The organism is Paraburkholderia sp. TE9906 (genome assembly GCF_056279605.1).
Genome location: NZ_JBWCCT010000002.1, coordinates 749,212 through 768,556 on the forward strand (window position 1 = coordinate 749,212; position 19,345 = coordinate 768,556).

Annotated in this window: 19 protein-coding genes; 7 read left to right on the forward strand and 12 right to left on the reverse strand. The window is 58.8% G+C overall.

From position 1 onward, the window contains the following. Positions 1-87 precede the first annotated feature (87 nt). Positions 88-1,035, forward strand: coding sequence for a LysR family transcriptional regulator (locus ACZ9H4_RS07220; RefSeq protein WP_408153932.1), 948 nt, complete (start codon positions 88-90; stop codon positions 1,033-1,035). A 177-nt stretch (positions 1,036-1,212) separates the two neighbouring features. Here the strand turns inward: ACZ9H4_RS07220 and ACZ9H4_RS07225 are convergent, their stop codons facing one another. The 3 genes from ACZ9H4_RS07225 to ACZ9H4_RS07235 all read right to left on the reverse strand — a co-directional run bounded on the left by ACZ9H4_RS07225 (position 1,213) and on the right by ACZ9H4_RS07235 (position 3,308). Then, entirely contained in the window at positions 1,213-1,578 is a 366-nt protein-coding gene (locus tag ACZ9H4_RS07225) for a hypothetical protein (RefSeq protein WP_408141726.1), read from the reverse strand. 8 nt (positions 1,579-1,586) lie between these two features. Next, positions 1,587-2,396 carry a hypothetical protein gene (locus ACZ9H4_RS07230; RefSeq protein ID WP_476118591.1) on the reverse strand — a complete coding sequence of 270 codons (810 nt, stop codon included), beginning with the start codon at positions 2,394-2,396 and terminating at the stop codon, positions 1,587-1,589. A gap of 252 nt (positions 2,397-2,648) precedes the next feature. Continuing rightward, positions 2,649-3,308, reverse strand: a complete 660-nt coding sequence (locus ACZ9H4_RS07235) for a hypothetical protein (protein WP_408153936.1) — start codon at positions 3,306-3,308, stop codon at positions 2,649-2,651. Positions 3,309-4,137: 829 nt separating this feature from the next. Between ACZ9H4_RS07235 and ACZ9H4_RS07240 the strand changes: the two genes are divergently transcribed. The 3 genes from ACZ9H4_RS07240 to ACZ9H4_RS07250 all read left to right on the forward strand — a co-directional run bounded on the left by ACZ9H4_RS07240 (position 4,138) and on the right by ACZ9H4_RS07250 (position 8,487). Further along, entirely contained in the window at positions 4,138-6,672 is a 2,535-nt protein-coding gene (locus tag ACZ9H4_RS07240; protein ID WP_476118592.1) for an autotransporter family protein, read from the forward strand. Between the two features lie 288 nt (positions 6,673-6,960). Then, positions 6,961-7,218 (forward strand): hypothetical protein, encoded by a 258-nt coding sequence (locus ACZ9H4_RS07245; RefSeq protein WP_408153940.1) that lies wholly within the window; start codon positions 6,961-6,963, stop codon positions 7,216-7,218. 654 nt (positions 7,219-7,872) lie between these two features. Beyond that, entirely contained in the window at positions 7,873-8,487 is a 615-nt protein-coding gene (locus ACZ9H4_RS07250; RefSeq protein WP_476118593.1) for a hypothetical protein, read from the forward strand. A gap of 335 nt (positions 8,488-8,822) precedes the next feature. On the opposite strand, the gene ACZ9H4_RS07255 is transcribed toward ACZ9H4_RS07250, so the two are convergent. From ACZ9H4_RS07255 to ACZ9H4_RS07270, 4 genes are all read right to left on the reverse strand, one after another. Further along, positions 8,823-9,131, reverse strand: coding sequence for a hypothetical protein (locus ACZ9H4_RS07255; RefSeq protein WP_476118594.1), 309 nt, complete (start codon positions 9,129-9,131; stop codon positions 8,823-8,825). A 215-nt stretch (positions 9,132-9,346) separates the two neighbouring features. Further along, positions 9,347-9,568, reverse strand: a complete 222-nt coding sequence (locus ACZ9H4_RS07260; RefSeq protein WP_476118596.1) for a hypothetical protein — start codon at positions 9,566-9,568, stop codon at positions 9,347-9,349. A gap of 71 nt (positions 9,569-9,639) precedes the next feature. Next, positions 9,640-10,164, reverse strand: coding sequence for a hypothetical protein (locus ACZ9H4_RS07265; RefSeq protein WP_408329202.1), 525 nt, complete (start codon positions 10,162-10,164; stop codon positions 9,640-9,642). A 348-nt stretch (positions 10,165-10,512) separates the two neighbouring features. Further along, positions 10,513-11,406 (reverse strand): LysR substrate-binding domain-containing protein, encoded by an 894-nt coding sequence (locus tag ACZ9H4_RS07270; protein WP_476118598.1) that lies wholly within the window; start codon positions 11,404-11,406, stop codon positions 10,513-10,515. A gap of 166 nt (positions 11,407-11,572) precedes the next feature. On the opposite strand from ACZ9H4_RS07270, the gene ACZ9H4_RS07275 reads away from it, so the two are divergent. Genes ACZ9H4_RS07275 through ACZ9H4_RS07285 form a run of 3 tightly spaced genes read left to right on the forward strand, consistent with a single transcriptional unit; the run spans position 11,573 to position 13,319 of the window. Beyond that, a complete protein-coding gene (locus ACZ9H4_RS07275; RefSeq protein ID WP_476118600.1) occupies positions 11,573-12,172 on the forward strand; it encodes a sugar ABC transporter in 600 nt (199 codons plus the stop codon). Continuing rightward, a complete protein-coding gene (locus tag ACZ9H4_RS07280) occupies positions 12,126-12,452 on the forward strand; it encodes a tautomerase family protein (RefSeq protein WP_476118601.1) in 327 nt (108 codons plus the stop codon). The genes ACZ9H4_RS07275 and ACZ9H4_RS07280 overlap by 47 nt, the downstream gene beginning before the upstream one ends. A gap of 21 nt (positions 12,453-12,473) precedes the next feature. Continuing rightward, on the forward strand, positions 12,474-13,319 hold the full coding sequence (locus ACZ9H4_RS07285; protein WP_476118602.1) for an MBL fold metallo-hydrolase: 846 nt from the start codon (positions 12,474-12,476) through the stop codon (positions 13,317-13,319). Positions 13,320-14,725: 1,406 nt separating this feature from the next. Here the strand turns inward: ACZ9H4_RS07285 and ACZ9H4_RS07290 are convergent. The 5 genes from ACZ9H4_RS07290 to ACZ9H4_RS07310 all read right to left on the reverse strand — a co-directional run bounded on the left by ACZ9H4_RS07290 (position 14,726) and on the right by ACZ9H4_RS07310 (position 19,278). Then, positions 14,726-15,067, reverse strand: a complete 342-nt coding sequence (locus ACZ9H4_RS07290) for a hypothetical protein (protein WP_476118603.1) — start codon at positions 15,065-15,067, stop codon at positions 14,726-14,728. 208 nt (positions 15,068-15,275) lie between these two features. After that, a complete protein-coding gene (locus ACZ9H4_RS07295) occupies positions 15,276-15,977 on the reverse strand; it encodes a hypothetical protein (protein WP_476118604.1) in 702 nt (233 codons plus the stop codon). A gap of 367 nt (positions 15,978-16,344) precedes the next feature. Then, on the reverse strand, positions 16,345-17,253 hold the full coding sequence (locus ACZ9H4_RS07300) for a phytanoyl-CoA dioxygenase family protein (protein WP_476118605.1): 909 nt from the start codon (positions 17,251-17,253) through the stop codon (positions 16,345-16,347). Between the two features lie 413 nt (positions 17,254-17,666). Next, positions 17,667-18,590, reverse strand: coding sequence for an FAD-dependent monooxygenase (locus ACZ9H4_RS07305; RefSeq protein WP_476118606.1), 924 nt, complete (start codon positions 18,588-18,590; stop codon positions 17,667-17,669). 79 nt (positions 18,591-18,669) lie between these two features. Next, a complete protein-coding gene (locus ACZ9H4_RS07310; protein WP_476118607.1) occupies positions 18,670-19,278 on the reverse strand; it encodes an FAD-dependent monooxygenase in 609 nt (202 codons plus the stop codon). Between the last annotated feature and the right edge of the window lie 67 nt (positions 19,279-19,345).

The window sequence follows — 19,345 nt, forward strand, 5'->3', positions numbered from 1 at the left end:
AAAAGTGACAAACACGATTCTGGAGGTCTTGATTCATGAAGCCAATTGACTAAATATCTATGGATACCATCTACTCTTTGGATATGTATGCTCGATAACGTCACCATCAATCAACTTCGGGCCTTCGTTGCCGTGTGTGACCAGGGAAGCTTTTCCGGGGCTGCACGGGAGCTCAGGCGTGCACAGTCAGCGATCAGTCACGCGATCAGCGCGCTCGAGAGTGCCTTTGATGTGATGCTGTTCGAGCGCAACGCTCGCAAAGCGACGCTTACGGCCGCAGGCCGCAGCCTCCTGCCTGATGCTCGTGGGGTGATCTCACGCACCGAGGAAATGAAGATGCGCGCGGTGGCGATTGCTGAAGCCGGGGTACCACAGGTCTCGATCGCAGTGGATACCTATTTTCCGCGCGCGCACCTGATTGAATGCCTGCGTAGCCTGCAGTCGGACTGTCCAACCGTTGCAATCAATCTGCGCATGACGACCATGCAAGGCGGCGAGCGTTTGGTTCTAGAAGGCACGTGCGCATTGGCGGTGACGATCACCGACGTGCCGGAACTGAGCCCGGGTACCATAGAAAGGCAGCATTTATGTGAAGCGCAAATGGTGACCGTCTGCGCGCCATCGCATCCGCTGGCTGCAATCGCGGGGCCGATCCCGCGCGAGGAATTTGGCCGGCACATCCAGCTCGTCGTCACCGACAATCAGCCCGATGCGGAAAAGACGCAACAGGGGGTCGCCGGTGAACGCCAGTGGCTGGTGAATGACCTCGGCGCGAAGCACGATTTGCTCAGGGGAGGCTTATGCTGGGGGCACATGCCGCATCATGTGGTTGCGGAAGACCTCGCGAATGGAACACTTGTCGAACTCCAGCGGCGCGCATGGCACATGCGCCCCCTCACGTTCATGATCTCGCAGCGGCGCGGGTACTCGTTTTCCGAATGCGAGACACGGCTGGTCGAGCTCCTTGGCAATCGTCATCGCTTCTCAAAGGGTGCCAGCAAGCGCTCCGTCTCACGCAAAGGCAAAAAAGCGTGAAGGCCCCGCCACGCGTGAGCAACAGCTAGTACCGCCTGCCGCTCCTCGACGGATGTCCTATGCTGCTTTGGATCTCCGATTCCCTTTCCCCTTGGAAGGGTTCCCGGACCCGCCGCGCGGGCCGCCGTACAGCTTTCAGCAGGAAAAGCGCAGGGCTCCGCGGCGCTCGCCCTCGCATCACGTGGACTCGATCCGCAGCGAGCCAAACTCAACCGCGATTTCTGCCCCCAGCGTGGCGTACATGTAGGCCACGTTAGCCCCGTTAAGATCGCTTAGGCGTTCTGTCTTTGCCAGAATGTCTCGTGCACGGATGTAGCCCGCGTCGTCCGGTCGTAGTAACCGGATCGCGTAGACGATGTTCAACAATCCCCAATTTTCAAGGTGAACGCAGGTCACGCCTTCGAAAGTGACTGTTGCGCGCTTGTCGTCGAGGTAGAGGCCGAGAGTCAGCGTGCGCGGTTCGCGGTTCGGTCCAGTCGCAACAATGTCAAGATACCAGTCGTGGAAGTGACCGAACTTTTCGAGTGATTCTGTAATCGTCATGAGTGGGTCTATGGAAGTATTGAAACCGGCCAGCCTTGGTCGCGGCTCGTGCCGTCCCAATTATGCGCGTGTGGATTGGCGTTCCCGTGATGGGCTTCGAAGTCGATATCCGTCATCGGCGTTCCATTCGGGCCGTACTGGCGCAACTGCGGCATCGTTCCGGGCATGCTCGAAGTCCATGATCCGGGCGCTCCTTTAAATGGCATGCCAGCTATCTGCTCCGTGTCGCTGCCTGCTGCGTCGGGTGCGTACTCGAACGGCTGCGCATCGCCGAGCGGTGTAGCGGTTTCCGTCAGATCGTCCACAGTGTCGGCCAGTGACGAATCGGCGCGGCTCGCATAGCGGGCCGCAACCGCATTAACGCGGTCCACCATGTCGTTATAGTTTTCGATGTAGGCCGTCGCAGCGTCGTAAGTCATGCTGTATTCGGTCATCAACGATTCGCGAAAGCTGCGCATTTTCGGCTGTGCAGGAGTAGCCATCGCGACGGCGCCACCTGAGCGGGATTGCTCGGCGATTAACACGACACTCTCGCCGCGAATCATGGACTGCAAGGTCTGTATGACCTCAAGGTCAGCGCCATTCCTTGCCAATCGGTGGTGCCAATGAAAGTTCGTCCCGAGAAACGAGCGGACGCGCTGCACGAGCGCAGCATCCTTTGCCCATACATCGGCATAGGCGCGTTGGGAGAGCTTCTTGCCTTCTTCGACCGCCTGTTTCTGTTCGGTGGTTAGAAAGATGCGCCCACCTTCGTATGCATCCTTGCTGTACATCATCCACCGCTGCGACGCGTCTGTTTTGAGTTCAGAACTGCTCACCGATAAGTCTCGTAGGTTATGAGGACGTAAACCTGGCAGATCGTCGGGAGCCTACGTTTGGGATATCCGTCACAAAAGAAGAAGCCGACCATCGCGGGTCGGCTTCTTCGTGTCGGTCTTTCCCGGCTGTTCGTTCGTGCTACTGGGTGCGCCAGTATTTCCGGGCCTGGTCGTAACCGACTGTCATCGGATAACGCGGAGGACTGAAGTCGACCCAAAGCAAACGGCTAAATCTGGGACACAAAATCAACGTCAAGCGGGGCTATTGACCCAACAGAGCTTCCCAAAGTCGAAACAGTTCTTGGGGATCATTTCTCCAGATGAACGATCTCCGACAGCAGCCTCCTTTCGTTGGTCCTGCTTGAACAGCGAAACGTAAGTGTTCTGGGCTTGAGTTTTGTCAGATACAGGCTCGGAAAAACGAATCCAAAGCTCACGCAGATCTGGATTATTTGTCTTGATAAAGTGCCCCGATTCATACAAGCGCTTTACATGTGCACTTGACATCCACCAGGCATAGGTCGTGCGAGATTTCGAGAGCTGGTCACTAGCGTCAATGAACAGTACACAGGCTAAAGCCGCGTTTGGGGTATTACAGATGAGCGACAGATCGCTTTCTTTGATTGAGAAGCTCCCTTCCCAACGTGGTCGATTCTCATTTGGAGCCTGCTTAGGCTGAACTTGCCGTGACTTGACTTGTAAATACAGCGGAATCTCATCCAGCGCAGGTTGCTGCGAAGCGCCTATCGTGGATGCAGGGAATGACAAATGCTTGCAAGCATTAGTTACAACCAGATCGAAGCCGCGATCAATGGGAAGCTTAAACGCTTCTCGGTCATGCCTAAAGCATTCCGACATGACATAGTGCTCGCCTGCCGCACCAAGGTACAACAGTTTTGCTGGAATCGACATATAGGGTAGTGAACTGAAAATAGATGTGGTGAATGCACAATCTAAAACATAAGCGTGTGGTAAAGCCTCCAGCTCTATTAGCTTCCACGGCGACCATTAGTTAATGACCGCTCGTGGTCGCACAGAGCCCGACGGCGGCCGGCTCAGGACGACCTGTTGCAGCCCTCCGACAAAACTCCGCGAGTGTCGCAACAGGCGCTAAAACGCGTCATGCGCAGAACTTCAATAGCTCGCGGACAAGAATTCGCACTCGAGAATGAGCCGCACCGACGAAGGTAGTCGCGCCGACGTCATCCAGCGCTGGAGCGCCCCACCACGTCAAATCTGTGATGTAGAAGACAACGGAGCCGACGGTGGTTTCTGGCCGCATGGAATACGTGCGGCATAAAGTCATATTTAGTATTGCATAAGGGGCGATCGTCGACAAAACTGAACTCAGACTACGTCGTTGAGGGCAGACCATGATGCCAGACAACGTGCTTGTCAAAACTCCATCGAGGGTCGATGGTCATTTCATCGAGGGACGCGTCGTATACGCATTGCGTACGCTGTGCGCGTGGTTCGTAATGGCCGGCAGCGTTTCCGTCGTTCAGGCCGCCTGCGCGCCCGACGGACAAGGCGGCGTCACCAATAGCGGCGGCACCTGTTCGGTCGTCCCCCCGTTAACCGCATCACTGCAACGGGCAGTGGCACCACTACTGCACTTGGTGTCACTCTCGCCGCGCCGTATGGGGTTGCTGTGACGGCATCGGGAGGGGCGTCGGTCAGCCTTGCTCCAGATGACGTCGCCGGGCCGCCGGCCATTTCGGCTCCGTACGGCGGCGGCCTCGTGGGCCTCTTTGCGATCGGGGTGTCCAGTACGATTACGGCGAACAATCTCGTCATCGGCCTCCCTTCGGGCGGCGGTAACACAGCGGCGAAAGCAACCGCCGGCGGCCACATCACGTTCCTGAATAGCGCAAACATCGCCTTTGCACCTGGCGGCGGCGGCGGTACGGGCCTTCTCGCTGACGGCGTGGGCAGCCAGATTACCGGCACCAACGTCACCGTGACGGGTGCAGGCGGCGGCGGGGACTTTGTCGCTCACAGCAACAATGGAGGAGACATCGCCCTGACCGGTGGCGCACTCAGCCTGAAATCTCCCGGCGGAGGGGTAGTTGCTGTGCTGTCGGAGAACGGTAGTACGTTTACTGGCAACGGCGTCGATATCAGCGTGTCCGCCTCGGGCGGAAATGCCGCGGTGAAATCCACCAGTAATAGCAATATCGCATTGAGCGGCGGCTCCGTCACGCTGAACGGGACAAGCGGCGAAACCGGTTTGATGGCACAGGGCGCGACGCTCACGGCGGTCAACGTGCCTGTCAGCGTGACGGCCAGCCAGTCATCTGGCGGCACAGTGCAAGGCGGCACGCTCGCGATCACCGGCGGTTCGGTGACGGCGTCGGGTTTCGGCACGGTCGGGCTGCTGGTCAATGGGGCAGCGGGCACGGCCAATACGCTCGCGCTCAATAATACAAGCGTCACGTCGACGGCCGACTCGCTGCATGTCGTAGGCGCAAATGCGAACATCACGGCGCTGGGATCGACCATCGCCGACAACAACGGTGTCCTGCTCAGCACCACCGGGTCTCCGTCCGCGACCACATTCGACGCGGGCACCTCGACGCTCAGCGGAGCAATCACGACTGGCGCCGGCACCACGACAGCCGTCACGCTGCACGACGGTACGGACTGGACCGTCACGGGAAATTCTACTGCGACCAACCTGACTAACAGCGCGAGCGACATCCACTTTACGGCACCGGTTGACCCGAGCCAGGCCGCCAGCTACAAGACGCTCCAGGTGCAGAATTACACTGGCGCAGGCGGCAGCCTCCAGCTCAACACGTTTCTCGGCAGCGACGACTCCCCGTCGGACAAGCTGATCGTGAGCGGTGGCACCGCGACCGGCGCGACGAACCTCACGGTCCACAACACGACCGGCCCTGGCGGCATAACGGTGGCTGATGGTATCCAGATCGTGCAGACGCTCAACGGAGGAACGACTGCGTCCGATGCGTTCGCGCTGACCGGCAGGTTACGTGCCGGGGCCTTTGATTACTACCTGTTCCATGGCGGCATCGGCGGTAGCCGGCCCAATGACTGGTTTCTCCGCTCGAGCTTCGTCGCCCCTGAGGGGATCACGCCGACGGTGCCATTGTCCCCGACAGAACCGGAGCCGCCAGGCACGCCTGCGCCACCCGGACAGCCGGGAACGCCTGCGCCACCCGGACAGCCGGTCGGCCCGACGACACCGGAAGAGGCTTTCCCGTCGTTCCCCGTCGATCCGCCACCCAGCCCGCTACAGCCCGGCGTGAGCTATCCGATCATCGGGCCTGAACTCGCCACCTATGGTGTGGTACAGCCGGTTGCCCGGCAGATGGGCTTTACGATGCTCGGCACGTTGCACGAGCGGATCGGCGATACGTTGAGGGCTGAAATTGCTGGCACTGGCAGCGAAGGCTGGGGACATTCGGCCTGGGGACGCTTCTTCGGCCAGCAGATCGACAACCGCTATGAAGCTTTCGCCAGTCCCCGAGCCAACGGCCAACTGCTCGGCGTGCAGGCCGGCGTGGACGTCTGGCGCGGCAGCCTGATCCCCGGCCATCGCGACGTGGCAGGCGTCTACTTCGCGTACGGCAACAGCAACCTGGATGTGGACGGGCTCGTCACCAATGCGACGGCCACTGCCTACGTAATGGGCCGTACCGGCAAGCTGAATCTCGACGCCTATTCCGGCGGCGCCTATTGGACGCATTACGGCCCGGGCGGCTGGCACCTCGACCTGGTGCTGCAAGGCACGTCCTACCAGGGCGAAGCGACCACGCAGTCCGCCAGGCTGCCGACCACGGGCAACGGCTTCGTGACGTCGCTGGAGGCTGGCTATCCCGTGCCGCTGCCGCTCGGGCCCCGCTTCGTGTTGGAGCCGCAGATACAGGTACTCTGGCAGCGGGTTAGCTTCGACGGGGAAAATGACGGGCTTGGCCCGGTGGATCTCGGTTCGACCACGGGCACGACGGGAAGGCTCGGACTACGCGGGCAGTGGACCATCGACGGTGACAATGGTCAGGTGTGGCAACCCTATGGCCGCGTCAATCTCTGGCACGACTGGGGCGGGAGTGCGGCGACCATGTTCGGCGCGGATCAGGTGCCGTTGAAAGAAGAAGCCACGCGGCTGGAATTCGCGGCCGGCGTCACGGCGAAGATGACCCTCCGTCTGAGCTTCTACGCCCAGGCCGGCTACCAGTTCGCGGTGGGCGGGTCGGACGGAGGAGGCCGGCGTCAGGGCGTTCAGGGCGATCTGGGTCTTCGGTACGCCTGGTGATTGTGCGCAATCAGTCACGCAGCCCGCGGTGCCTCGTGACCGATTGCGATCTCACCGGATAAGCACAAGGCTGGCTATTGCACAGGCAGGTGGCAGTGCCGGCGTCGATCATGTCGCCGTGCCGACGATTCGTGCCAAAGCGCTGAGCGCAATGACTTGCTGCCACGGAAGCCAGACTGTCGGAGTCCTACATGGGCATTTGCTGCGCTACAGGTCCCGCGCAGTAGATGTCCGCGGGACATTGACGACACTCAGCTCACGAGCGTTATCCACTGTTCAAGAGAGACTATGAGCGACAACTTCGCACGAAAGGTCGTTCCTGGTGGTGAATCCGCAGGGCTATTTGATGCCGCATGCAACACTGTCCGCGATATGACCCAGGCGCGATGCGCAGTCGTGATAGTCGTCGACGGCGCGGCTGGTTCGGGATATTCGGTGATCGGCCCTCTGGATGCGCAGGTGTTCCCACCGGACATCTTGCAGCAGATAGCTGATGCATTGCGCGGGCAACTCGTGTGCGGCCCGTCGTCCACGAACGGCCAATAAGAGCAAAGCAGCGCCTGTTCCGATTGGCGCTTCGACGGTCGCTTCATGGCCGAACCAGGCCTGAGCGCGAGCGCACCCAATCGACCCTTTTCGGACAATGACAGGGAAGCCACGTCAACGGCAGCTTCCGAGGTACAACGAGGCATCCTCGCCTATGTGCTGGCCGACCTGCGACGCAGTCGCAGGCATTCGCTGCACGGCGAAAGCGAACGTTTGCAATCTGTAAATATGGCTGCCTTTTGTCCGAAATTAATCAGGCATCCTCCGAATATCGTGAAGTACAGTATTTGTTTGCTATGCGACTTTAAGCATGGCCGACTCACGAAGTCACAATTTCGCGGATTTTCGTGCACCCCTTCTGCATGTATCTGCCGACACCTGGCGAAAATGACTGCCTGGTGAAGCGTTCCATTATTCAATACTCCGGCGCACGCTCAAGCATTCCTCGCCCACCCTCGGGAACAGCCGCCCGCGCCGACAGGCTTTCGTTCTCTCATCGCTTGCTCCGCAAACGGCGGCAGCCAGGTATCACGGCGGCCGTTTTTTTAATTTCATTTGTTTGAATTGGGCGCCTCATCCCAGCAGGCTATAGGCCCCTGCGGGCCCCTGCGCGCTGTAACGTTACGCGCCTGATTCGGTGACAAGGAGATGACCATGAAGATCAAGCATTTAAGCATTTTGTCCGCAACCGCCATTGCACTTCTCTCGCTCAGTGGCGCCGCGCAGGCCGACGGTCACGGCGACCACGGCGACCACGGCGACCATGGCGGCCGCGGCGGCCTTTGCTCGAACGCAACGCTAAAAGGACCATTTGGGTTTATCGGCCACGGGGAGATTCTTGGATTGATAGGTGCCGATGGCAAGGTTCATCCGTACGCCTCTACGTCGATCCTCGATGACGTAGCCCTGGTGACGTTCGACGGCAACGGCGGCTTTACGCGCACCGACTTCGGGGTTATCGGCGGGCTGCCGAAAGGGGGGCAGCCTACATTCAATCCGAACCAGAACGGAACCTACACGGTGAACCCGGATTGCACCGGCACCATGAAGATCGTCTATACGGCGGGCGGAGCCGTGCCGGCCGGCGTCGAGACTGATCTGAATATCGTCGTCGCTGCCGACGGGACGCTCATCGAATCCGTTGTCTATAGGGCGGTCACCGTTGCGGGCGCTAGCATGGACGGCCAAGCAGTGTGTCCACCGAATTGCGAGCAAGGTGTGCAAGAAAGCTTTGAGGGGAAAAAGGTCCTGGTCTATGGCTTCCGCTAGTTGCGTCCCAGATGGACTCACGCTCGCCAGGGCGCTTGCCATGAGTGGCGCTGAGCCCGACCTTGGGCGTTGGTTTTCGGTCCTTTAATTTCCGGGTCCTCCGCCTGACGATTGGGTCACTTCCCCGACCTATCGCGGTACGGAGGGCGCGGGTGCCGGTGGTGTCGGCGGACACCGATGCCACCAATATGATCATGGCGTCCCGGGGACGGGGGGCGTCGATCGACATGATCGCGAACGTCAGTCAGTTGTTTGGGGTGGAGCGCACGTTGAAGTCAAGCGCTCGAACCATTCAACGACGATCCGAGCAAGGGGAATATCCATCGCGGCCCGGTCTAGCTCGCCGGCATATGCCAACGCGCCGCGTCGAGAAACACATCGGCCCGTTGCGCGGTGAACAACTCGGAAGCGCGAACTCCCGTTGCAAGCAGGATGCAGACGGACAAGCGGTTTTCCTCGCTCATCGCGGCATTGGTCAGGACGTGGATTTCTTCGTCGGTCAGCATCAGCCGCTTACGCACTTGCGGCCGCTTGCCGATGATCACCTCGAGTTGGACTTTCGCATCTGCGGCGAGTCGAACCGCTCCTCGAGCTTCACGATGAGATCGATAGGCATCGTGTACCGTGCTCGGTTCGCTAGCCACGCGAAGACACAGATTGCGACTATGACACCCGCGAAAGGTCCAGTCTCGTGGACGAATTCCCCGTCGACGCACGCGAAACTGAGCAGGAGCGTTGCATCAGCGCGAGAGTATGTGCAGCCGACGAGCTCGGCGTCGTGGTAGTTGTGTCGGGTTTTCATAATGACCAAGTACGGGTGTAGGTGCGATAGCTGGATGGATGATCGTGCGGCTGGGTATCAAGGGAGCGGCGAAAATCGCACGCCGGGGCCGCGAATGGGGAAGGGGCCGCCACTGTCTTCCCAGTTGTGCGCGTGCGGAATGCCTTGTCCGTGGTCGTGATCGAAATCGACGACAGGAAAACCGACCGGGCCGTACATGCGCATTTCGCCGCTGCCCGGATTCGTGAACCAGCTTCCGGCTGCGCCCATGTTGGGTGTCAGGTTGCCCGCGAGATCCATCGAGTCGCCTGACGGCGCCTCTTCAGCCTATTCGAACGGCTGTGCATCCCCAAACGGCGTAGCGGTTTCCGTCAGATCGTCCGCGGTGTCGGCCAGCGACGAGCGGCGCCGTTCGCATAGCGGGCCGCAACCGCACTGGCGCGGTCCACCATGTCGTTATAGCGCTCAATGTAGGCCGTCGCAGCGTCGTAAGTCATGCTGTATTCGGTCATCAACGACTCGCGAAAGCTGCGCATTTTCGGCTGTGCAGGAGTAGCCGTCGCGACGGCGCCACCTGAGCGGGATTGCTCGGCGATTAACACGACACTCTCGCCGCGAGTCATGGACTGCAAGGTCTGTATGACATCAAGGTCAGCGCCATTCCTTGCCAATCGGTGGTGCCAATGGAAATTCGTCCCGAGAAACGAGCGGACGCGCTGCACGAGCGCAGCATCCTTTGCCCATACATCGGCATAGGCGCGTTGGGAGAACTTCTTGCCTTCTTCGACCGCCTGTTTCTGTTCAGTGGTTAGAATGATGCGCCCACCTTCGTATGCATCCTTGCTGTACATCATCCACCGCTGCGACGCGTCTGTTTTGAGTTCAGAACTGCTCACCGATAAGTCTCGTAGGTTATGAGGACGTAAACCTGGCAGATCGTCGGGAGCCTACGTTTTTGGGATATCCGTCACAAAAGAAAAAGCCGACCATCGCGGGTCGGCTTCTTCGTGTCGGTCTTTCCCGGCTGTTCGTTCGTGCTACTGGGTGCGCCAGTATTTCCGGCCCGGCCGTAACCGACTGTCATCGACCCGTTACGGCCCGTCGACCCCGCGTCACAACTATGGCGGCTGTCAAAGCTACAACGGCCGTTCGTCGACTCGCGACAGTTAATGCGAAGCGAGGCGACCGCCTCGGGATGGCAACGCTGCCGGATCGCTATTTTCTGATGCGTTTCGGGCGCGGCTTTACGGCGTTGCGCCCCGGGCTTCGTCAAGAATCCATTTCGCAAATGCCTGTAGTGGCCGTGCACTCAACTCGATCGGTTCAGGAAGAACAAGGCAGAAGTTTTTGGTAATCGCTTTGCCGTCCGGCCAGGGCGCAACCAAGCGTCCTTGTTCGAGTTCTGCCCCGATGTAAAGACGCGGCACCAACGCGACGCCCAGACCAGCCACCGCCGCCTCTATCAGCATGGAATGGAGATCGTAACGTGCGCCGACCGCCGAGTTGGTCAGCGCGATGCCGGCCTCTTGTGCATAAAGCTGCCACGCGTCCGGATTTTGCCGCCTGTGAAGGCGCGGGAACTCGTCTAGCGCCGGCTTCGCGCCTGCGTCCGCGAGGAGCGCCGGACTACAGACCGGTACAAGCACCTCCTCCAGCAGGCGATGCAGATGCATACCCGCCCATGCCGGATGCTCGAAATGGATTGCTGCGTCAAAACCGCTGCCGGCAAGAATGAACGGTTCCATTCGTTCGGCGATATGCACGGTGATGTTCGGATGCATATTTTGAAAGCGTTTTAGGCGAGGGATAAGCCAACGTGTGGCGAAGGTCGGAATCGCGGCGATATCAATGCTCGCACCTTCGATGGGCTGTCCCATCAGATATAGGCTGTCCCGTTCCAGTCGATCCAGAGTCTCTCGAACCTGCACCGCGTATCGCGTGCCGTTGGGAGCAAGCCGTACCCGATTTCCAACGCGCTCGAACAGCGCGACGCCCAAAAATACCTCTAGCCGGCCGATCTGACGACTGACGGCGCCCTCGGTCAGCGCTAGTTCTTCGGCCGCGCGGGCGAAGCTGCCATGTCGAGCCGCGGCCTCAAAAGCCTGGAGTGCAGAATTGCTTGGGATCTTACGTCGCATTGGGATCTCACCGATTGATAGGCGCTCGACGTCAGCTTGAATAAACGTCACTGAAGGCTGACTTTATATCGTTATATACGCCGCTAATCTCAGATTAGCATTACGTTACCGCAATGAACATGGGTCGTTTGCAGTAATCTGCTTACGCGCCACGAAGGATAATCTGATGATCTACACCGTAGAATGCAGCTTCGCCGATCCCAGCAGCGAAGCCGAATGGAACGACTTCTACAGCCTTGAAAAGCTGCCCGCCCTCATCTCGGTATCTGGCTTTCACACGTCGCAGCGCTTCGAGTCGATAAGCGATGGTTGCCCGGTCTACCTTGCCGTTCACACGATTGACGGTCTCGATGTCCTCACGGGAGAGGAATATCGCCAGAAAGGTGGCGGCAATTTTGCGAGGTGGCAGCAACACATTACCGATTGGCACCGAAATCTCTACAGCGATATCGGCCTTGCGCCGGCGGTCAATGCTGACGAACTCCTCGTGCTTTGTGCAAGAGGCCCCGAACCTCTGATTCAGATGGGCCTCACACCATTAGCCATGCAAGCAGTTGCGCTGGAGAAGTTTCCGGAACGCCGTTGGCTCGCAAAACTGCCTCGGCGAAACGCTCAACTTGTCGAGAGCCTGTCCGAAGGCGTCCACCTCTACTCACCGATGACGGAGCAACTGACACGCTCCCGCACCGTTTCGACCGAACAGGAAAAACAAGTCCGCGATGCCCAACGTCACTTTCCACATTCCTGCGGGGCAAATGCCGTCTGATGAGACGCTTGCTGAGCTTTCCCGCGACTGCGTCGAACTCTGTACGGGCGTCCTTGCAGCGGCACTCGACAACGTTCATGTCATCTATGTCGAGGTTCGGCATGGGCACGGACATCCCATCTTCGCGGAGGTCCAATATCGCCTTGAGACGTTTCGCACGCCTTCGGTAATGAACCGGTTCATGGAAGCCCTGGACGACGCCATCACGCGTTGCACGGGTCTCACGGCGCGCATCCGTTGTTTTGGTTATGCCGCGTCGAACATTCACGCCCGCAATTAGAAAGTCATCTGGAGAAAAGTTGTGTCCGCCATTCCGTTTCCAAGTCAGCAAGCCGGGGATTTCACGATCACCGCAATTAGCGATGGTTACCTCACCGCCAGCCTGGACTTCCTCTCGAATATCGACCCGTCCGAGGCATCGAGAATGCAAAGCGATGCCGGGCAGAAGGCGCCTTCCGCCGTGCACATCAACTGCTACGTGGTGCGCGGCGCGGGCCGCACGATTCTCATCGACGGTGGGGCTGGAGGCATCAAGCAATGGGGCGGCCGCCTGAAGAGCAATTTATCGCTTGCTGGCGTCGATCCAGCCGGGATCGACACAATCGTGCTCACACACGCCCATCCTGACCATGTCGGAGGACTGGTGGACGCAGCCGGACACATTAACTTTCCGAATGCGGAGCTTGTTGCTCATCAGCGAGAGGTCGCATTCTGGCAGGACGACGGAAATCTCAGTCGTGCCAGCGAGCGTGCCCGCGGCAACTTCCAGATCGCGCGTCAAGTGTTCAACGGCTACCGCGACAGACTTCGCACTTTCGACGAGGGAGAAGTGCTTCCCGGTATCAGAGCGATGCCGCTACCTGGTCACACAGATGGACACTCCGGATATCTTTTCGAATCCCCTGATCAGAGCCTGCTTGTTTGGGGAGACATTGTTCATTTTCCTCACATCCAGATCAAGCGGCCAGACGTATCGATTGCATTCGATCAGGACCCCTCCCTCGCAGCCATCACACGATCACGGCTTCTGGACGTAGTCAGTTCAGAGGGACTGTTGATCGCCGGTATGCACTTGGGGGAACTCGGCTTCGCGCGAATCAAGCGAACGAGCGGGAGTTACAGTCTGCTTTACGAGACCGAAGCATGAGACCGCGAGGAGGATCAGTCATGTCTGATACCACTCCGGCACTCCGCACTGCACTACCGACGAACACTGCGATGCCGTGACAACGGCGTTGCCCCTTCGTACTTTTTGAGGGACATCCCCTCCGCACTAACGAAGCGGCCGATGACGAAGCGTTCGTCTTTGCTAGTCGAATGGCCGGTTACGGAGGGCAGAGCCGACGCCTAAATGTCCGATCGACGGCATACGTGACCGGCGGCTTGTGGCCGAACCCGGAAGTCCATCAGAAGCCCATGCGCAGCGCGCTCGACTCGCCTGGCGAACTTCCGTAGACCACCCGTTGCGGCCGGACGACGGGGTGCGCTGAACGACCGCCGGTTGGTTTGGATCTTCGCCATGTCGATCGTACTTCGGGGTAATGCGCCTTCTAGCTACCCATCAGAGGCGCGCTTCCATTGTGCGGCGATCGACGGCGATCAACCTGATTTCCCTGAGAACGCCTGCCAGTAAAGGCTTTCTGCGATTTCGAGTGAGCGTAATTAAACGTCAATCAAGCTACATCAAAACAATATCGCATTGCTCCAATCTACTGATTTATATCGTTATAAATCAGTATGTTGAGCTGCTAGATTGATTGATTGTCCGCGCTAGCTACCCATCGAAGGTGTGCTTCGGTTATTCACGAGTGAACGGGGACATATCGCCACGTCGGCGGGACCGGAGGCGGTGTCCGCCAATCATGCAGGTGCGTTAAGGGTTTTCAGTGTGCTTGATGGTGCTACCCACCAACCGACCCACCAAAGATAAAAATGGCACTCAACGCGTACATGCGGCTATCGCCACGGTACCTGTCGAGCTTGCGCGATTTCTCTCCTGGTGTTGTCGTCCCTGGCCAAGGCAGCCTTATACTTTTCGGCAAGCGCAGAGACTTGAGTTTGTAGCGAATGGACCTCGACTAGCTTGGTCTCTAGCGTCTCATGAGGAAGGCCGGCGTACCCCGCCTTAGTGTCTGGCATCAGCGCCTCCAGTTCGCCAACCTTTGCGCGATCGGTGTCAACTTGATCGGCCCAAACGTCCTGTGCGCTGGGTATGTTTCTCCCCTGGACTCTGTTTCGCCACGTGGTTCCCTCTCTGGTGGCCAACACCCCAACTCTCGACCTGTTCGCCTCATCGATTAGCTCTCGCAGGCCGCGGAAATGGTGACATAGGTCAGCACTCGCTTTCCTCAATTCCAATCGTAAATCCAACGCCTTTATCTGGCCGGTTCTTCGGAGACTGACGACACCCATGAGCGCGCCAGCGATGCCCGTCAATGCACCGATAGCACCCGTAACTACGCCGGAATAGTTTATCCAGTCAAGATCGGCCATTGATATCTCTTCCAAGAGGGGAAGCCCGCCCAGCACATACGCTGACACGGTACTGACCCCTTAGGGGTTCTCGTCCGCCTTCTTCACCTCTAGCGCAGGTTCGCACAAGATCACAATCTCAGCGCCGACAGAGGGTTCCAAAACAAACAGTGCGAGTCGGCCGCGCTCGACGAAGGTTCGCATCTCTCTGACTTCTTCATCAGAGAACGAGGCCTTGTAGTCGTGCTTGCTATGCGCCCACGAAATGTATTCGTTGATCTCAGCGATCGAAAAGGTGTACGACGGCGAAATGAGAAGACGCGAGACTACATTTTGCAAGCCGTAGTCATTGATCCGCAGAGCTTGGACCCCAGAGAACAGCAGTTGTGCAGAATCACCGTTTACGAGTTCGAAATTGAGCAATGCGGATGCATTGGCGCGCGAATAGGCTGCGCCAGAGAGTTCTGGCGTCGTGGTAGCTGCGAGATAGTTTCATAGTCTGTCAGTTTGAATAAATCATAGAGGGGAGAAAGCGACCCCGGGACCTCTAACCGGAAATTTGATTCCCGGTATTGAATCCCAGTTGTGAGCGTGGGGGATCCCCTGCCCATGGTCGTGGTCAAAGTCAAAATCAACAACGGGATTGCCATTGCTGTCGAAGAGACGCATTTGCCCACTGCCGGGGATTGGTATGCCAACCCGGTCCACCTGTGTTGGGCGTGCCCGCCAAATCGAAAGTGGAGGCTTCGGGAGGATTGTCGCGATACTCGAACGGGTGTGCATCGCCGAGCGGTGTAGCGTCCTCCGTCAGATCGCCTGCGGTGTCGACCAGTGACGATGCGGCTACGCTCGCATAGCGGGCCGCAACCGCACTGGCGCGGTCCACCATATCGTTATAGCGCTCGATATAGGCCGTCGCAGCGTCGTAGCTCATGCCGTACCCGGTCATCAACGATTCGCGAAAGCTCGGTACTTTCGGCTGTGCCGGTGTAGCAACCGCAACGGAGCCACCTGAGCGGGACTGCTCGGCGACTAACACGACACTCTCGCCGCGAATCATGGACTGCAAGGTCTGGATGACTTCCAGATCCGTGCCGGCCTTCGCCAGCCGCTGGTGCCAGTGGAAGTACGTCCCGAGAAACGAGCGGACGCGCTGCACGAGCGCGGCATCCTTTGCCCATACATCGGCGTATGCTCGTTGGGAGAACTTCTTGCCTTCATCGACCGCCTGTTTCTGCTCGGTAGTGAGAAAGATGCGCCCGCTCCCGTAGGCATCCTTGCTGTACATCATCCGCCGTTGCAACGAATCTGTTTTCAGTTCAGTGCCGCCCATCACCGGTTCCTGTCGCTTATGACGGCGTAAACCTAGCAGATCGCCAGGAAGCTATGTTTTTGGGATATCCATCAGAACAGAAAAAGCCGACCATCGCGGGTCGGCTTCTTCGTGTCGGTCTTTCCCAGCTGTTCGTTCGTGCGAGTGGGTGCGCCAGTATTTCCGGCCTGGCCGTAACCGATTGTCATCGACCCACAACGGACCATCGGTTTTCCGTAAAGCGGCCATTAAAACTGACGGACGAGTTGTTTCCCTTAGCTGACTAAGGCCGCTCGTGGAGATGTGATGGAGCATAGTGGCTTGCCTGGTAAATACTCGTGTTTAAGCAGTCAGGCGGTGATTGTTGTTTATCTTTAAGCTCTCAGCACTACTCTCCTGCGGTGCGTTTTCCTTTGATGAGACGCGCGACGCGCGTTACGCCAAGCCGCCACTCATAGGGATTCGTATAATCGAACTCGCGCACCCTGCGACACAGATAAGGCCAGAAACCGGCGCGCACTCGCGCTTCGTGAGCGCGTTCATCGCGCGAGAGCTTGCGCTTATCGTTCCAAGGGAAGCTGCGCACTTCACGCGATGCGCGTCGTGGCAAACCGAACACCATCGAATAAGCGTAACGCGGTTCATCCGAATGATTCGGACCGGCAAAATGCAGCGTGCGCCCAGCGTGAATGGTGCAGTCACCGAGTTCTAGCGGACAAATGACCGCGTCTTCTATACTGAAGCCCGTTGCGCACTCGAGTCCGTGCGTGGTCGGATCGCCGCCGATGGGTTCATGCGGCAGTACCGGCCCGAGATGCGAGCCGGGGATGAACTGCATGCAGCCGTTGGCGAGCGAGACCGGTTGCAAGGGGAACCATACGTTCACTTCGCGATGCTCGATGCGCGGATCGGTGAACGCTTCATCCTGATGCCAGGGTGTGACGGCATCGGTGTGGGCCGGCTTCTGAAAGAAGCTGTCGCTGACGAAGCGCGCCTCGGGCCCGAGCAGTTGCATGGCGACGCGCTGCATGCGACTGCATAACTCGCTCTCCAACAAGCTGTGCTCGAAATGCGATGGATGACTCAATTGCAGGAGTTTTGGCTTGTCCTGACCTTCACCCTCGGGATAGAAGTCAAATAGCATGCCTTGATCGAATCCCGTCTTTTCGCACAGAAGACGGTCACCGACTGCACGCAGGCTTTTCACTTCCGAATACTTGGCGACTTTCTCCAGACAGATAAATCCATCTTTAAAAAAGCTTTCGCATTGTGCCTCGGATAGCGTCGTCGTCTTCACTTTCGCCGCCGCCTAAAGAAAGAATTGCGATTGCGTTTATAAAATGTATCTCCCCCATTGGAGCAGGACGCAGATTAGCGTTCTGTACGACCGCGCACAAAGCGCCCCCATGGCCCCCTCGAGCCGGCATATCTAGCATGATGGCGAGGAGTCGCTTCGCATGACGCTCCTGCCGCGATATAGACCTCGCGTCGATGGCCGACCGACCTGACGCAGCCCGTCAATCTCGCTCCGGTTGCATGGCTGCCTGCTTTGATACTTCAGCCGCCAGGGCTATACATCTGCAATATCACTGCCTCATGCAAACGGCATGGACCGCCCGAATCTCGCACGGCCGCGATCGCAAGCACGCGACCCTAATCGGTCAAGCGACGCGCGCCAAAGCGGTCGCTCAGGTGTCGTGCGCGCGCAATCTAGCGGTTCTCGCCTGTATGGCTCGTTTGCATGCGTAGCCGATCTAGCCAGCTTTTGATTTCGGCGCCCGAACAGCCGCTAGTTCTCCATGCGATATATCCGTCCGGTCTGACAATCCATGCTGCGCCCCCTCTCGCCCGATACGTGGCAGCGAACTCGCCGGTTGCGTCCGTCACCGTAGTCATGAACTCAGAAGCAGACACTTTGCAGCCGGGCGCCGTAACAAGTACAGCTAATGTAGCTTTGGGTAATGCCGTCGACAGAGCACGACAACCGTCGACGAACGCGCCATATTGGTCAGGCTTGTCGACATAGCCTATGAGCGTATGTTTGCCCCGGCCAATGAACTCATGAAGCCGCCTTGGATGGCCAATGAAACGTTGCATCAGGGCATGCGCATCGGGCAGTCGGTCACCCGGCGCGGGAGATGCCGGATCGGCGTCAGGGTAAAGGTCAGTGACGACCGGGCTCCCTCGATAGGAAATCAGCAGCTGGGTCTCGCGCATCGCCGGATTCGCTGCCTGCCGCGCCAGCACTGCATTGAGCGCCGCACTCGTCGACTTGACGACATCGACGCCAACCGGATGTCGTTCTGCCGTATAGCTGTCGAGCAATGCAGGATCCGCCAGGCCCTTCACGACATATGCCAGTTTCCGCGCGAGATTGTGCGCGTCCTGCAAGCCCGTGTTCATGCCTTGGCCGCCCACGGGGGGATGAATGTGCGCGGCGTCGCCGGCAATGAACGCCCGGCCACGCCCATACGCAGATGCAATACGATGGCTCACCCGATAAACCGATGACCATCGCATCGACGATAGCTGCGTGCTTGCTGGCAAAGACGGCAACAGCAGGCTGTAGATCGTTTCGGGGTCCGCTGTTCCAGTGCTTGCGAGCAAGGAGGCATGTTCATCGGGCACGATCATCGAGAGCCGGTAGCGCTTCGCGGAGGAGCGAACGGGCACAGCTACGAGGCTCGCTTTCGCCCGCGCCGGATCAGTCCATTCAAATCGATACAGGGGCCCGCGCGGATACGACCACCACGTCCACATCTGCAAGTGCAAAGGTCTGCGGATATTGATCGCCTTCGAAGCTTAGGCCCAACGCCGAGCGAACCTTGCTGTGCGCGCCGTCGCATCCGACCAGCCATCTGCAACGCACGGTGAGCGCCTCTCCCTGCGCCCCCGTCATACGCGCCTCGACAGCCTCGCCGTTGTCGGTGAAGCTGTCCAGCGTACAGCCGTAATTCACTCGCCCCCCATGCTCTGCGAACGCCACTTCGAAGAGCCGCTCCGTCTCGTACTGCGCGAGTGAAAGCGAGCCATAGGGCAGGCCGTCTTCCGGTATTCGCATCGAACGCTCGGGCACCATTGCCCCGTCGACCCACGTTTCAACTCCGGTGAGCCATGTACCGGCCTCGATTGCACGATCAGCGATTCCGAGGTCGTCGAAAATCTCGAGCGTGCGAGCCGTTATGCCGAGTGCTTTACTGAAAAATCCCCTGTTTGGCATCCGGTCGACCACCTTTACCGCGACTCCGTCGCGCTGCAGTTCGGTGCCCAGCAGCAGACCCACCGGGCCCGCGCCAATAACAAGCACGTCCACGTCTTCCATAGCTTGCTCTTACAGGGAATCGCGCTGTCGGCGAGACGGACGCGCACGGGCAGAGATCTGCGAGTTC